The 14,931-nt window shown below is 58.6% G+C and carries 13 protein-coding genes; 1 reads left to right on the top strand and 12 read right to left on the bottom strand.

Annotated features, from left to right (window positions below; translation table 11 throughout):
- Positions 1-311: 311 nt before the first annotated feature.
- From HRR99_RS06755 to HRR99_RS06745, 3 genes are all read right to left on the bottom strand, one after another.
- Positions 312-1,622: a homoserine dehydrogenase gene (locus HRR99_RS06755; RefSeq protein WP_111839088.1), complete on the bottom strand. Its 1,311-nt coding sequence runs from the start codon at positions 1,620-1,622 to the stop codon at positions 312-314.
- 64 nt (positions 1,623-1,686) lie between these two features.
- On the bottom strand, positions 1,687-2,907 hold the full coding sequence (locus HRR99_RS06750) for an LL-diaminopimelate aminotransferase (protein ID WP_111839087.1): 1,221 nt from the start codon (positions 2,905-2,907) through the stop codon (positions 1,687-1,689).
- Between the two features lie 237 nt (positions 2,908-3,144).
- Entirely contained in the window at positions 3,145-4,104 is a 960-nt protein-coding gene (locus HRR99_RS06745; RefSeq protein WP_233123210.1) for a nucleoside hydrolase, read from the bottom strand.
- Positions 4,105-4,299: 195 nt separating this feature from the next.
- Between HRR99_RS06745 and HRR99_RS06740 the strand changes: the two genes are divergently transcribed.
- Positions 4,300-5,103: a TSUP family transporter gene (locus HRR99_RS06740; protein WP_233123209.1), complete on the top strand. Its 804-nt coding sequence runs from the start codon at positions 4,300-4,302 to the stop codon at positions 5,101-5,103.
- Positions 5,104-5,107: 4 nt separating this feature from the next.
- Here HRR99_RS06740 and HRR99_RS06735 read toward each other — a convergent pair whose 3' ends face one another.
- The 9 genes from HRR99_RS06735 to hemN form a co-directional block, all read right to left on the bottom strand.
- Positions 5,108-5,821 (bottom strand): PAS domain-containing protein, encoded by a 714-nt coding sequence (locus tag HRR99_RS06735; protein ID WP_233123208.1) that lies wholly within the window; start codon positions 5,819-5,821, stop codon positions 5,108-5,110.
- Positions 5,822-6,386: 565 nt separating this feature from the next.
- Positions 6,387-7,079 carry a hypothetical protein gene (locus HRR99_RS06730; protein WP_111839084.1) on the bottom strand — a complete coding sequence of 231 codons (693 nt, stop codon included), beginning with the start codon at positions 7,077-7,079 and terminating at the stop codon, positions 6,387-6,389.
- Between the two features lie 338 nt (positions 7,080-7,417).
- Complete coding sequence (locus HRR99_RS06725; RefSeq protein WP_422387310.1) at positions 7,418-8,347, bottom strand: lipid A biosynthesis lauroyl acyltransferase; 930 nt, start codon at positions 8,345-8,347, stop codon at positions 7,418-7,420.
- Positions 8,348-8,358: 11 nt separating this feature from the next.
- Entirely contained in the window at positions 8,359-9,387 is a 1,029-nt protein-coding gene (locus HRR99_RS06720) for a zinc-binding dehydrogenase (RefSeq protein WP_233123207.1), read from the bottom strand.
- 53 nt (positions 9,388-9,440) lie between these two features.
- The gene (locus HRR99_RS06715) at positions 9,441-10,727 is read right to left on the bottom strand and encodes a beta-ketoacyl-ACP synthase (RefSeq protein WP_233123206.1); all 1,287 of its coding nucleotides are present in this window, start codon (positions 10,725-10,727) and stop codon (positions 9,441-9,443) included.
- A 12-nt stretch (positions 10,728-10,739) separates the two neighbouring features.
- A complete protein-coding gene (locus HRR99_RS06710; protein ID WP_233123205.1) occupies positions 10,740-11,936 on the bottom strand; it encodes a beta-ketoacyl-ACP synthase in 1,197 nt (398 codons plus the stop codon).
- Positions 11,937-12,342: 406 nt separating this feature from the next.
- Positions 12,343-12,822: a 3-hydroxyacyl-ACP dehydratase FabZ family protein gene (locus HRR99_RS06705; protein WP_045230345.1), complete on the bottom strand. Its 480-nt coding sequence runs from the start codon at positions 12,820-12,822 to the stop codon at positions 12,343-12,345.
- 264 nt (positions 12,823-13,086) lie between these two features.
- Entirely contained in the window at positions 13,087-13,371 is a 285-nt protein-coding gene (locus HRR99_RS06700; protein ID WP_103088466.1) for an acyl carrier protein, read from the bottom strand.
- 104 nt (positions 13,372-13,475) lie between these two features.
- Positions 13,476-14,846 (bottom strand): oxygen-independent coproporphyrinogen III oxidase, encoded by a 1,371-nt coding sequence (hemN, locus tag HRR99_RS06695; protein ID WP_422387297.1) that lies wholly within the window; start codon positions 14,844-14,846, stop codon positions 13,476-13,478.
- Positions 14,847-14,931 lie beyond the last annotated feature (85 nt).

Here is a 14,931-nt window from a genome sequence, read left to right as displayed (position 1 = left end):
ACCCAAATGACGGTGAAGGGAAGTTACAAGGGGGGTGAGCGGCTGGCTCTGTTCATCATGACAGGCGGGTTATGCCTCCCGATCATCCCGGGTCTACCGAAACGGTCAAAAAATCATGATGAGCGATGCCAATTCATAGGGTTTTCAGGTGAGGGGTGCGACGCCTGCGCCTACGTCAAACCATCGGTCATTCCGGTGCCATTGCGAGTGGACTTACCCCTCAACCTGCCCATTATCTCCCACAAAGGGGAGATCGATCCGTAGGACGCGCATTGCGTCTAGCGGGCGCCCACGAATAGGCGCCCTGCCCGTTACGTCCGTTCGATGCGGATGACCTGGGGTTCGCTGACGAGGTATTTTTCGCTTTTGATAGCTTTGACGGCCTTGCGAATGGCGTCTTCCATGGTGGCGTGGGTGACCAGGATGATGTTCTGGGCGCCGCCTTCGCTGGGGACTCGGGAGTGCTGGACGATGGATTCCAGCGAGATGTTGTTTTCTGCCATGCGGGTGGCGATGGAGGCGAAGACGCCGGCCTTGTCCTTGACCGTGAGGCGGATGAAGTAGCCGCCTTCGTGGCTTTTCATCTTGGCGCGACGGTATTCGGTCAGGGATTTTGCCGGGCGGCCGAGGGCTGGCACTTTTTGGGCGCCGGGGCGGCTTTTGGCAATGTCGGCGATATCGCCTAGCACGGCAGACGCCGTGGCGTTGCCGCCTGCGCCGGGGCCGACCATCAGCAGTTCACCGAGAATGTCGGATTCAACGGCCACGGCATTGGTGACGCCATCCACCTGCGCGATGACCGAATCCAGCGGCACCATGGTGGGATGCACGCGCTGTTCGATGCCCGATTCGGTAACCTGCGCCACGCCGAGGAGCTTGATGCGGTAACCGAGATCGGCGGCAGCCTGAATGTCCTCGATGGAAATGTTGGTGATGCCTTCGAGGTAGATATCATCGGCCGAAATCTTGGCGCCGAAGGCCAGCGTGGTGAGGATGGCCAGCTTGTGGGCGGTATCGTTGCCCTCGATATCGAAAGCGGGATCGGCCTCGGCATAACCCAGACGCTGGGCTTCCTTCAGGCAGGCCTCGAAGGAAAGGCCTTCCTTTTCCATCTTGGTCAGGATGTAATTGCAGGTGCCGTTCATGATGCCGTAGATGCGCGACACGTGGTTGCCGGTGAGCGATTCACGCAGCGCCTTGATGATGGGAATGCCACCGGCCACGGCCGCTTCGAAGTTGAGCAATGCGCCCTTGTCTTCTGCCAGTACGGCAAGTTCGACGCCATGCTTTGCCAGCAGCGCCTTGTTGGCTGTCACCACATGGAGACCACGTGAAAGGGCCGCGCGCACCGACTTTTCGGCCTGACCGGAGGCACCGCCGACCAGTTCCACGAAGACATCGATATCGGCTTTTTCAGCCAGTTCTTCAGGCGTATCGAACCAGGTCATACCCGAGAGATCGACACCGCGATCACGCGACCGATCGCGTGCGCTGACGGCAATAATCTCAATTGCGCGTCCGCAGGTAATCGCAAGTTCCTTGCTTCTCTGCTGGAGGATGCGCACGAGCGAAGAGCCGACAGTGCCGAGTCCCGCTATGCCGATTCTCAATGAATCTGCCATGGGTATATTCCTGATTTGCTAAAAATTGAGAGGTGGCCTGAGACGGCCACCCGGTTTGATGCCCTTAACGGTGGGCGTTGAGCGAAACGACATTGTGCAACGTATCGTCCGCAGTCGACAGGAAGCGCTTCAAATTGCGCGCGGCCTGACGAATTCTGTGCTCGTTTTCGACGAGGGCCAGGCGGACATAATCATCGCCCATTTCCCCGAAACCGACGCCCGGTGCGACCGCAATATCGGCCTTTTCGACCAAGAGCTTGGAGAACTCCAAAGAGCCGAGATGGCGGAATTTTTCCGGAATTTTCGCCCAGGCAAACATGGTGGCGGCAGGCGGTGGCACTTCGAAACCAGCCTTGCCGAACGTATCGACCATCACGTCACGACGGCGGCGGTAGACGCTGCGCACTTCGGCGATGTCGGTGCCATCGCCATTCAGCGCGTGGGTGGCGGCGACCTGGATGGGCGTGAAGGCGCCGTAATCCAGATAGGATTTGACCCGCGTCAGCGCGCTGATGAGACGCTCGTTGCCGACGGCAAAGCCCATACGCCAGCCGGGCATGGAGAACGTCTTGGACATGGAGGTGAACTCCACGGCGACATCCATGGCGCCCTGCACTTCCAGAACGGACGGTGGCGGGTTCTTGTCGTCGAAGTAGATTTCCGAATAGGCAAGGTCCGAGAGCACGATGAGGTCATGCTTCTTGGCGAATGCAATGACGTCCTTGTAGAAATCCAGCGACGCGACGTGGGCCGTGGGGTTCGACGGATAGTTGATGATCAGCGCCAACGGCTTCGGGATGGAGTGGCGCACGGCGCGCTCCAGCGGACCGAAAAAGGTTTCGTCGGGCTCGACATTCATGGAGCGGATGACGCCGCCTGCCATGAGGAAGCCGAAGGCGTGGATCGGATAGGTCGGGTTGGGGCAAAGGATGACATCACCCGGTGCGGTGATGGCCTGCGCCATGTTGGCGAAGCCTTCCTTGGAGCCGAGGGTGGCCACGACCTGCGTATCCGGGTTCAGCTTGACGCCGAAGCGGCGGGCGTAATAGGCCGCCTGCGCACGGCGAAGGCCGGGAATACCCTTGGACGAGGAATAACGGTGCGTGCGCGGGTCCTGAACGACTTCGCACAGCTTGTCGACGATGGCCTTGGGGGTTGGAAGGTCGGGATTGCCCATGCCAAGGTCGATGATATCGGCACCACCCGCTCGCGCGCTGGCTTTCAAACGGTTCACCTGTTCGAAAACATACTGCGGCAGACGCTTGACCTTGTGAAACTCTTCCATCTCTTTCCTCGTGGAAATGAACCAGACGACCCGGCTCACATACGTTCGTTGTTCGGTTCAGACACAGCCGACACGAACAAATCGGACCTGTATCGATGAGTGTAGCGCATGCACTGCAAAACACGAATGGGTTTTCGCAAACGCACGAAGCAGTTGCGGCCAGCACGCGACTTGCATAACGCGAGTTTTTTCGAAAATGCAAGGCAGTTGCCCGCGTTTGACAGCGCGACCGGCCAATCAGCCGGGCTGACCGTTCACTATTGCGGCCTTGATGACCGAAAGCACACGTTCAGGCTGGATATCGGTGCAGACGAGCTGGCTTGGATGACCGTCCCATTTGCCCGGCGGAAAGCCGACGCCATCGGGCTTCTGGATCGTCTGGCCATCGGCAATGCCGCCGCAGACCACGCGAACCGCGCCGCTGCGGGTTTCGAAAAGCTCGGGGTTGGTGAGATAGACGCAGGCGCAGGCGTCATGCACCACCATGCCATCGCCGGTGCGCGTGTTGTAGAACTCGATGTAGAACTGCGACAGGTCTGACAAAAGCTGGACGGGTGCCCCGCCCTCCTTCGCCATTTCGTCCATGAATTTCGATGTCATGACCGTGCGGGTGGTGACATCCAGGCCGACGACAACCACGCGCCAAGGCGCAGTGAAGACGAGATCGGCGGCTTCAGGATCGCCATGAATATTGGCTTCGGCTGCCGGGCTGACATTGCCGTTGATATCGAAAGCGCCACCCATGACGATGACCTGCTTGACCAGAGCGGCGATATCGGGGTCTTCGCGCAGCGCCAGCGCAAGGTTGGTCATGCGCCCCACGGCGATCAGCGTCACTTCGCCCGGATTGGCTTTCACGGTATCGATGATGAAGTGATGGGCCGCGCGCGGATCGAGAGGCAGGTCGATGGTATCGGGAACGCCGATATTGCCGAGGCCGTCTTCGCCGTGAATGAAAGTGGGGAAATGGCCCTCTGGCCGCGACGGATCAAAGGTGACGCCAGCGCCCCTGGCGACGGGTGCCGTCATGGCCCACTGCTGCTTGAGGAACAGCGCATTGCGGGTGGTGATATCGATGGGCGCATTGCCGAAGACGGTGGTGACGCCGATGAGGTCGATCTGCGGGTGCCGTTGCAAAAACAGCAGCGCCATTGCGTCATCAATGCCGGGGTCCGTGTCGAAAATTACCTTGTGCATGCCATGTCCTCGAATTCGTCAGCGGCAGAATCGCACAGATGATGGCGATTCAGCGAGCGCACCATAAACGGACGCGCTATCGACGCAATGGCTCTGCGCGGGAAAGAGGCGCCTGCGCAGGGCAGGAAAATCATTGCGCGGCGCAGGCTTCGGTGCCAGAAGCAGCCATCATCACAGCCCCTCTGGAATCTTCCCGTGCACGACCTTGCTCTCCAAGTCTTTGTCATCCTGTTTTTCGCCGCCGTTTTTGCCGGTTTCGTGGATTCAATTGCCGGTGGTGGAGGGCTGATCGCCATTCCCGCGATGCTCATTCTGGGTGTTCCGCCGCTGGAAGCGCTGGGCACCAACAAGCTGCAGGCGCAGTTCGGCTCGGCCTCGGCGACGATCGCCTATGCACGCCGAGGCCATGTCGATCTGAAGAAGCAGTTTCCGATGGCGGCGATGGCGTTCATCGGCGGTATTTTCGGCGCGTTGACCGCATCCTTCGTGCCGCCGGACACGTTGCGGGCCATCATGCCGTTTCTGCTGATCGCGATTGCGCTCTATTTCGCCTTCAAGCCCAATCTCAACGATCTGGACAGCCACCAGCGCGTCACGCCATTCGTCTTCGGGCTGACCATCGTGCCGCTGGTCGGGTTTTATGACGGCGTGTTCGGACCCGGCGCGGGATCGTTCTATATGCTGGCCTTCGTGGGGCTTGCGGGTTTCGGCATGCTGAAGGCGACGGCCCATACCAAGCTACTCAACTTCGGCTCGAACTTCGGCAGCTTTCTGGTGTTCACGCTGAGCGGCGCAATCCTGTGGAAACTCGGCCTGATCATGGGGTTGGGGCAGTTTCTAGGCGCGCAGGTCGGCTCACGGCTTGCCATGAGCAACGGTGCCAAGATCATTCGTCCGCTGCTGGTGATGTCGTGCCTTGCGATGGCGACGAAGCTCTTGGCCGACTCCGGCGCTTTCACCACCATTACCGCCTTTATCGGAAGCCTTTTCGGCGGCTGAACGATCAGCCGATTTCGAGGCTGGCCATTTCGCCGACGTTTTGAAGGACGATCACGGCGCCGATGATCTCCTTGCCGGACCCGCGCAACGGCGTCATGCGGCAACGCGTGGTGAAATCCTCGCTGTTGCGCCGACCGCGATGCAGGTAATCGACCATCGCGCCGCCAAAGCATTTGTCGAAAGCGGGCTTTGCCATTGCCTTGAAGCTTTCCTCGCCAATGAATTCGGACACATGGCATCCGACCATGGACAGCGGCGTGCGACCGAGAAACGCGGCATTGGCGTGGTTGGCGTAGAGATAGCGATAATCCCGCGTGATGACGCCGACCCGGTCCGGCAGGCTGTCAAGGACCGCTTCGTTCAACAAGGGTTGCTCCTGCACGAGGAAAGTCGGACGGTTTTCCGGCTTGCGTGGCGGCGGCTTCAATGTGTCGCCTGCTTCCTTTGCTGCCTTGAAATACCGGTCGATCAACATCGACATGGCAGCACTTCGGCGCATCACGCTCGATCTGTCCTCCGCTTCCTCACGAATGAGGCCGTTGAGGAACTGCAACTGCATATGCGCTTCCTCGCTGGTCTCTGCCCGATAAGACAGAATATCCGCGATGATCGGCTCGAGCTCGCTGTCGAGGATGCGCACGAGATCATCGTGACCATCGGCCACGGCCTGCTTCAGCTGGTCGCACTTCAGCGAAAACGTATCGAAGAGCCCGAGCAAGAGAGCCTCCATTCTGTCACACACACTTCCCGATGCATCAGCATGATCGTAAGACCGATACCGCGCGATACGGAAAAGTCCTTCCTTCCAGAGCCGTTGCCGCCGCACGCTCTTTGATTCGATTTCGACCAGACCGACAGTGCGAAGGCAGCCGCAACATAAGGCAGCAACAGCGCATTGGCGATACAAGTCTCCGAGAGTTAGACCCTCGGTTGCATTAGCAAATTGAACACGAAAAACCCTGACTCGGTCAATACACTAGATTTCACCTGTCGATCAGAAATGCATAATTTAAATTTATTATAGGTCGAACTGAATATCCGAAGCGGACTACTCCCAAACCAGTGGGATAGATCGCCACCGGGTCGATCCAACCTCGGATGACCCGTTTTTATATTGATAATCGTCAATTCCAGGCTTCAAGCACAGTCATGGCAAGAAAGATCAAAGATACAGCCAACAAGATATTAGAACGAATTCGCCTTTAACCGGATGTCGTTTGCGCCAGAATATCCAGGTCGTCGCGCCAAACCGCTATGTCAAAAGACATAGGCCGGATCGACGCTCAAGCGACAGCGCGGTGGCGGCGATCTGCCAGTTCCTTGACGATGATGATCGCGCCAACAAGTTTGTAGGACGGCGAATAGCAGGGTGACATTTCATAGGAGCGAACGACGGTGCGTCCATCTATGTCTTCGGCATAGGTATATTTCGCAGGCTGACCCTTGAAGCAGGCGTCGAGCTTTTCCTTCAGGGCCTGCTGGAAGTGGTGGATGCCGATGAATTCGGCGATGTGGCGACCGACGAGATCGTTTGTCTTTGCCTCATAGCAGAGCGCATTGATGGCGTTGGTGTAATTGATGCGATAACCGGGAGACACCACGAAGACACGCTCGTCGAGATCGTCAAGCCTGTCCTCATCGAGAATGACATAGGGGCTCCACGATGCCGATTCGCCATCAGGCGTGGCGCCGTCATAGGGCAGGCCTGCGCCGATGTAGCGGTCCACGAGCTTGCGCAGCAGTTCCGAGTTGCGCTGTACGCAGCCGGTGTCCTCGGCCTCTTCGTTCAAGAGATCGATGGCAAAGCGGAACTGTTCGAGAACCTCGGCGGAACTCTTCGTCTTGCGGCTGGTGATACTTTCCAGCAGCGGATCGAGCTCACGATCCAGCAACGTGATTTTCTGCGCGTCGTTGCGATCAACGGCGCCTTTCAGCTCAGAATATCGTTGCCAGAACAAGTCAATCAAAGTTTTCAACTCGATTCCCCCCCGGATGACAGCGCGCCATTCGCACTTTCAAAAACACTCCGGCCCAGCGGCACGAGACTCGTTATATGGTATCACCGTAAAAAATGACGTAACGAGAAACAGCACCGCCATTACAAACACAAGATAAATTAACACACGCAGCATGGCTTTAACAAATCCCAGAAATTGTGAAGAACAATATACATTCACAATCTTGAGATGTTATCGCAAACCATTACCTCGAAGGTGCCTATTCTAAAGCGTATGCCCTGAACGCAGGTTCAGATCAGACGCTTTAAACATTTGTTCTAAACGCATGTTGACGGCAAAAAAGCAACGTCAGATGTTTAGTCTTCGACCTGATTTTTGATATGCCAGCGGTCGTGGTACCACAGCCACTGGCCGGGATATTCCCGCACCCAGCTCTCCACCTTGTCGTTGAGAAGCTGCGCGGTCTTCTGAACATCGACAGCGCCCTTTTCGTTCAAGGGTATCTCGACCTTCGGTTCGATTTCCAGACGATAGCGATTGTCCGGCAGACGAATGCAGCGGGCCGGAAACACATCGCAACCGAACTGACGAACCAGTTTCGCCAAAAGCGGGTTGGTCAGCACGTCGTTGCCGAAGAATTTGGTGGGCAGGCCCTTGCGGAATTTCTGGTCCACGAGAACGCCGATGCCGCCGCCCTTTTCCAGCTGACGCGCCAGTGCAAATGACGAACCGGCATGCGACGGCACGAGGTTGCCCATACGCTCCTTGCGGAAATCGAAGATGCGCTTTGCCACGTAAGGGTTGTTCGGCGGACGGAACAGCACCGTCACATCGAGGCCAAAGGCCGATCCTGCGACGGGCAGCAGCTCGAAGTTGCCGGAATGGGCGGTAAAGACGATGAAGGGACGCGGATTGTCGCGCAGTTCCAGAAAGGTCTCCGTGCCGATGACTTCCACCCTGCCCGGCTTGCTGTTTTCAGGATCGAAATCGAACAGGCGGTCCAGAAAGACGTATTCGGCAGCAAGGCGGCCCATATTGCCCCAGCTATCCAGGGCAATCTCGAGACGCTCCTCTTCCGACTTCTCGGGATAGGCGCGCGCCAGATTGAACAGCATGAGCTTATGGCGCGGCGTCTTCGGTCCGATCTTGCGCGCCATCCTGTCCGCAAAATTGATGGCCGGATCGGCCGGCAACAGCTTCAGCAGGTTCAGCACGCTAAACGCAATCGTCGCATTCAGCCACTGGCGAAAGTTCTCGAACGCCAGGACAATGCGCGTTATAAACATTTTCAAAAGGGTCAATCCATCCGCAGAACGATTTTGCCGAAGACTTGACGGCTTTCCATCCGCTCCAGCGCCATCTCGATCGTATCGAAGGTTACTTCGGTATCGATGACCGGATGCACAAGGCCCCGCGCCATTTTCTGCATGGCATCGGCCATGTTTTCCATGCGGCAGCCGAAGGAGCCGAGCAGCTTCAACTGCTGCTGGAACAGCATCATCAGGTTGATTTCCGAGGAAACGCCGGATGTGGAGCCGCAGGTGACCAGGCGACCGCCACGCTTCAAGCAGAACATGGAGCCTGCCCAGGTGTCCTTGCCGACGTGTTCGAACACGACATCGACGCCCTTCTTCTTTGTCAGTTTGCGCACGACGCCTTCGAAGCGGTCGACGCGGTAGTTGATGACGTGGTCTGCGCCCAGCGCCTTGGCGCGCTCGATCTTGTCATCGGAACCGACGGTCGTGATGACGGTGCAGCCCATTTTCTTGGCAAGCTGGATGGCCGCCGAACCGATGCCGGAACCGCCAGCGTGAATGAGGATGGTTTCGCCCGGCTGGAGCTTGGCGTTGTCGAACAGCATGTGCTCAACGGTGCCGAAGGTGACGGGTGCGAGGGCCGCCGCAACGGCATCGATGCCCGGCGGGGCCAGAACGAGCTGGCGGGCGGGAATATTGATCTTTTCCTGCGCAAAGCCATCCAGATGAAAGCCGTGAACACCGGCGACGTTTTCGCACAGATTATCGCGACCGGCCACGCAGTGGTGGCAGCGACCGCAGGTGCGCGCGCCATAGATGGACACGAGCTGGCCGGGCAGAACGTTGGATACGCCGGGCCCGATGGCCTCGACAATACCGGATGCTTCCGCGCCGATGGTGAGCGGCATCTTGCGCTTGGCAAATGCCATACCGCGCCAGCCCCACACATCGATGTGGTTCAGGGCCACGGCCTTGACCCGGAGCGTGACTTCACCGGGTGCCGGAGCTTCCGGATCGGGCAGGTCCACTCTTTCAAGTTTACGATCATCAACGAGTTGCAAGGCGCGCATAATGAAGTCCTTCGCCTGGAGGCGTTCTTATTGTTTTCGATTTGGGAAACCGATTAAGCCGGTTCCCGCGTCATGACAAGGCTTGCGTTCTGGCCGCCGAAGCCGAAGGAGTTGGACAGCACGGCGGTAACCTCCGCATCGCGCTTCACATTCGGCACCACATCCAGCGCAATTGTCGGGTCGGGGTTGGTATAGTTGATGGTCGGCGGCACGGTGCCGGTCAGCATGGTTTGCAGCGAAAACACCGCTTCCACCGCACCCGCTGCCGTCAGCGTATGGCCAATCATCGACTTGTTGGACGAGACGGGAATGGATTTCAGCCCCTCGCCAAAGACGGCGAGCATGGAGCCATATTCCATCTTGTCGTTCTCAGGCGTCGAGGTGCCGTGGGCGTTGATGTAGTTGATATCGCCTTCGGCAACACCAGCATCGGCCAGCGCCGCGCGGATCGTCGCAATCGCCGGGCCACCATCTGGCGAGGAGCGCGTGCGGTGGAAGCTATCGGCCTTTTCGCCAGCGCCCTTGATGATGCCGAGAATTTTCGCGCCACGGGCGACGGCAGCTTCCAGCGATTCCAGCACCAGCGTTGCGGCACCTTCGGCAATCACGAAGCCATCGCGATCCTTGCTGAAGGGCTTGGAGGCCTTTTCCGGCGGGTCGTTCTGGGTGGAGAGAGCCGACAGAAGCGAAAAGCGAATAAGGGCTTCGGCACTGACCGAACCATCGGTCGCAACCGTCAGCGCACGGTCCGTGCGGCCCTGACGGATGGCTTCGACACCAAGCTGAATGGCCGTGGCACCCGACGCACAGGCCGTGGACAGGGTAACGGGCAAGCCGCGTGTGCCGAAACGATCTGCGAGACGCTCCGAGATGGCGCCGAACAGGGCTGCCTCGTGGAACGCCGCATCGGGGCGTTCCCGCAGTGCCGCCATGAAACGGTCATAGGCGTCGCCCGGCTTTGCAGCGGGTGGAGAACGGTCGCCAAGTTCGAAACGGGCGCTCCATTCCGGCTCGATGGGTGGTGCGGCCAGAAACAGCGGGCCGTTGAAATCACCGGAAAGACCGGCTTGCGCCAAGGCTTCGATGGTGGTTTCACGCGCAAAGGCGAAGGAGCGTTCGACGGAATTGGGCTTGGGTATCTCGATGAAATCCACCGTGCCGCAAATCTTGGTGGACAGGTTGTCGGTCGGGAAGCGGGTGATCTTGTGGATGCCCGATTTGCCTGACGTCAACGCCGCCCAGTTATCATCGAGCCCCTGGCCCAATGACGTGATGATGCCCATGCCGGTAACGGCGACGATGGGACGACCGAGGTGATCCTTGAAATTGCTGGACGCCATGGTGTCTACTCCTCAAGCATCTGTGGAAAGCACGGCAACGCCTTCGCCGCGAACATGGCCAACGGTGGTGACGACGGCCTGCATGGCGGCAGAAGTCATCGGCTTTTCGACAGAAGTGTCGAAGGCAGGAACCTTCGCCCCGCTTTGCAGTGCAAGTGCCGCAAGCGCGAGGCCAAGTGGGAACTGCGCTTCAAGTCCATGGCCGGTGACACCGCCGAAGCCGCGAATGGCAGATGTCGGCAGCATCTTTGCCAGCACGTCCTTCTCGCGACCCGTCACGGCATCGTAGCCGCTGGCTCCGGAGAAAACGACCGTTGTCGCGTCATCCTTTGCAGGCGCAAGAAGGCGCTCCAGCCGGGCTTCCAGCTTGGCATCGTCTCGCGCGCCACGATCACCTTCGATCGCGTCGATGCGGGCGTAAATCTTTGCGCCGCGTGCTTCTGCGCGCTTGCGTGATTCGAGAACGAGGAACGCGCCGACGGAGCCGGTGATCATGCCACCGCCCTCGCCGTCCACACGCGACCACAGCGGCTGCCATTCACCCTGCGCATGCGCGCCGATGGCTTCGAACAGCAGCGTCATGTCGGGGCGTTCGGCAGCGAAGGCACCGCCGACAAGTGCGTGGCTCGATTCGCCGGAGCGGATGCGGTAGAACGCCGTCTCGACGGCAGAGATACCAGCCGCCTCTTCACCCATGAAGGTGCGCGACGAGCCGGTCACCTTGTGGACGATGGAAATATTGCCCGCCATGAGGTTGGAGAGCTGTGCCAGAAACAGCGTCGGGCGCAGCTCGGTCGTCAGCTTTTCGTTGAGCATGACTTCGCGATCGTTGCGCTTCAGGCCTTCGTCGACAATCAGCGTATCGACATTGATATCGCGCTCGCCACCACCGGCGGCGACAATCATGTCCATGGTGCCGCAGGCTTCTGCGTCCGTCTTCAGGCCCGCATCATCCAGCGCCAGACCGGCGGCGAAGACGCCGAGGCGCTGCCAGTTTTCCATCTGACGCTGATCCTTGCGGCCAATCTGGTTCGACCAGTCGATCTCCGGCAGCGGATGAATGGGGTACGGCGCGAACTTCTCGGTTTCGACGATTGCGTCAGGTGCAGCGCCTGCCGACAGCAGCGCAATATGGGCGTCGATACCGACACCATGACAGGTCACGATACCGACCCCGGTAATCACCACATCATTGTCAGACTTCATCATCCATCATCCTTCGTCGCTGTTCCCAACCGCATGATCCGAGCCAGCCATCAAAAAGCGGTCCAATGACCGTATGTGCCATGCGGAATAATGCTCACGATGCGGCTTTGCAATGGCGAAGGGTCAAAGACGCGCTGCAATGCATGGATTTTCAGAGGTTCATGGTGAAAATCTGGGCTTTTTGTGTAGGATAGGATGGTGGGTGTGGCTTACCCCCTCTGTCCTGCCGGACATCTCCCCCACAGGTGGGGAGATCGACTCGTGGATACCTCTCGCCCATCTCTAAGGCTTCGAATAAGCTTGAGAGCATGCGTCTTGCCGATCTCCCTCCTTGTGGGGGAGATGTCCGGCAGGACAGAGGGGGTAAACCACACCCACCATCGCGCCCTTATGACTCTCTCTCTACGGCTTAAACCGACGTATCCGCCGCAATCGCCGCCATAAGCCCAACCTCTTCGGCGCGCTTCTTCACAATGGGGCCGAGCGGTATCTCGCTAAACGGCATGGTCCGCAGCTTCAACTGCGCATCGCACACCTTCTTGCCCTCAGACGTGATCTTGGCCTTGGTCACGGCAAAGCCGGAACCGTCATGCTCCAGATAGGCCTCGATATCGAGCACCGCATTGGGCTCGACAAAGGTGCGCATCTTGGCGCCATCGACGGTCATCAGGAAGGGCATGGCGGCGAAATCGGTCATGGCGAGAACCAGCATGCCGGATGCCTGCGCCATGGTCTCGATGAGCAAAACGCCGGGTACCAAGGGCATGCCGGGAAAGTGGCCTTCGAAAACAGGGCTCTGGGCGGGCACGACGGAGCGCGCCTTGAGAATGCGGGCGGACCTGTCGATGGACTCGATGCTATCAACCATCTGGAAATATTCTAGAAGCATGTTCCGTCCGTAAGAAGTTCGAGGATGCGGATGGGTTTGGGATTGCTTTACAGCAGAGGCAAAAAACAGAAACCCGCCTCATCGGCGGGCGTGTCTTGGTAAGAAAGCCGTGTCACCCTCCCCGTCATCCTCGGGCTTGTCCCGAGGATCCAACCACGTCGCAACAGTCGATCGGTTGCAGATGCTCGGGACAAGCCCGAGCATGACGGAGGGTTTGGCGGGCCTCATCGGCTGTGCGGCCCGCCTCATGGCGAACCCGACAAATCAGCCCTTGGCGGCCTTCAGCTCGTCGATCTTCGCGCAGAGGTTTTTCAAAACGAAGTATTCTTCGGTCGAAACCTTGCCTTCGTTGACTTCCTGCGTCCACTGCTCGAGCGGGATCTTGATGCCGAATTCCTTGTCGATCGCGAAAACGATGTCGAGGAAGTCGAGGCTGTCGATGCCCAGATCGTCGATCGTGTGGCTTTCCGGCGTAATGGTTTCGCGGTCGATTTCGCTGGTATCAGCGATAATGTCTGCAACCTTGTCGAATGTAGCTGTCACGCCCATAATCCTTCGTGTGTCTTTAATGTATGAGGCACCACATAGGCAACTTGCGCAAAAAAGCCAATGGCTTCGTGAAGCATCATTGAATTTTCAGGGCAAAGTGTTGCCTAAACAGCAACCGAATGGCGCCCGCGACCGCTGGAAAGATAGGTATCGAAGGTGGCGGCGATGCTTCTGGCGAAGGGCTTGCCCGCCTCCGTCAACCTGAAGACGCCCTCCTCCATGGCCACCAGCCCGTCCCGCTCGCCAGCGGCAAACTGCTTTGCCTCGGCAATGGCAAGCGCTGCTGCCGGGCCGAAAAGCTTCGCGAGGGCCGTGAGATCGAGGGCGAAATCGCACATGATGCGCTCGATTACGAAGGCACGGACGCGGTCTTCCTGCGACAGCGCGATACCGCGCACTACACAGAGTTCACCACTATCGGCCATGCGTTCATATTCACCTGTCGCGGGCATGTTCTGCACATAGCCCTGCGGCAACTTGCCAATGGATGAGGCGCCCAGCCCGATCAGAGCATCAGCGCTGTCATCCGTGTAGCCCTGAAAATTGCGCTTCAAAGCGCCGTCCTTCATGGCCAAAGCCAGTGTGTCGTTGGGCCTTGCGAAATGATCAATGCCGATGGCGACGTAACCAGCAGCCATCAGCATTTGCCCGGCCATGGTCATCTGGCGATAGCGTTCGGACACATCCGGCAGTGCCGCCTCGGGAATCATCGTCTGGTGTTTCTTCATCCACGGCACATGGGCATAGCCAAACAGGGCGATGCGGTCTGGACTGAGGGAAATGATCTTGTCGACCGTATCTTTCAGCGTCTCCAACGTCTGAAACGGCAGGCCGTAGAGAATATCGCAATTGACCGAGTGCACGCCCCTCGCCCGCACGGCTTCGACAACGGATTTCGTCTGCTCGAAGGTCTGGATCCGGTTGATGGTCTTTTGTACTTTCGGATCGAAATCCTGCACGCCAAGGCTCGCGCGCGTCATGCCGATGGCGGCGAGCGCATCGTAGCGTCCTTCATCCAGATCGTTGGGGTCCATCTCGACGCTGATTTCGACATCAGGCGCAAAGGAGAATGCGGCACGCAGACAGTCCATCAGCGCAATCAGGTCATCAGGCTTGACCATGGTCGGCGAGCCGCCGCCGAAATGCACCGCCGTGACCTTCGCCGAGCGCGACACATGCTGGCTCACCGACTCAATCTCGCGGTGCAGAGATTTCAGATAGGCTGCGATCGGCTCGTACTTCAGGGTGTGCTTGGTGTGGCACGCACAGAACCAGCACAGCCTGTCGCAATAGGGAATATGCACATAGAGCGAGATGCGGTTGTCCGCCCCCAGCATGTCCAGCCACGAGACGTAGACGCTCGAGTCGATTCCCTCGTGAAAGTGCGGCGCGGTGGGATAGCTGGTGTAGCGCGGGACGGCGGTGGAATATTTGCGGATGAGATGCTCGGTCACAGCAGAATGCCCTCTTAGCATGTATCAATTATGCGACTAACGGATACAGGCTGCGACAGTTTGCAACTTTGACTTCGATCAAGTCAGGGCATAAAGATTGCCTATC

Origin of the sequence: Agrobacterium vaccinii (genome assembly GCF_021310995.1) — a bacterium.
In the GTDB taxonomy this organism is placed as follows: domain Bacteria; phylum Pseudomonadota; class Alphaproteobacteria; order Rhizobiales; family Rhizobiaceae; genus Agrobacterium; species Agrobacterium vaccinii.
This window is presented reverse-complemented; position numbering and strand designations above follow the sequence as displayed.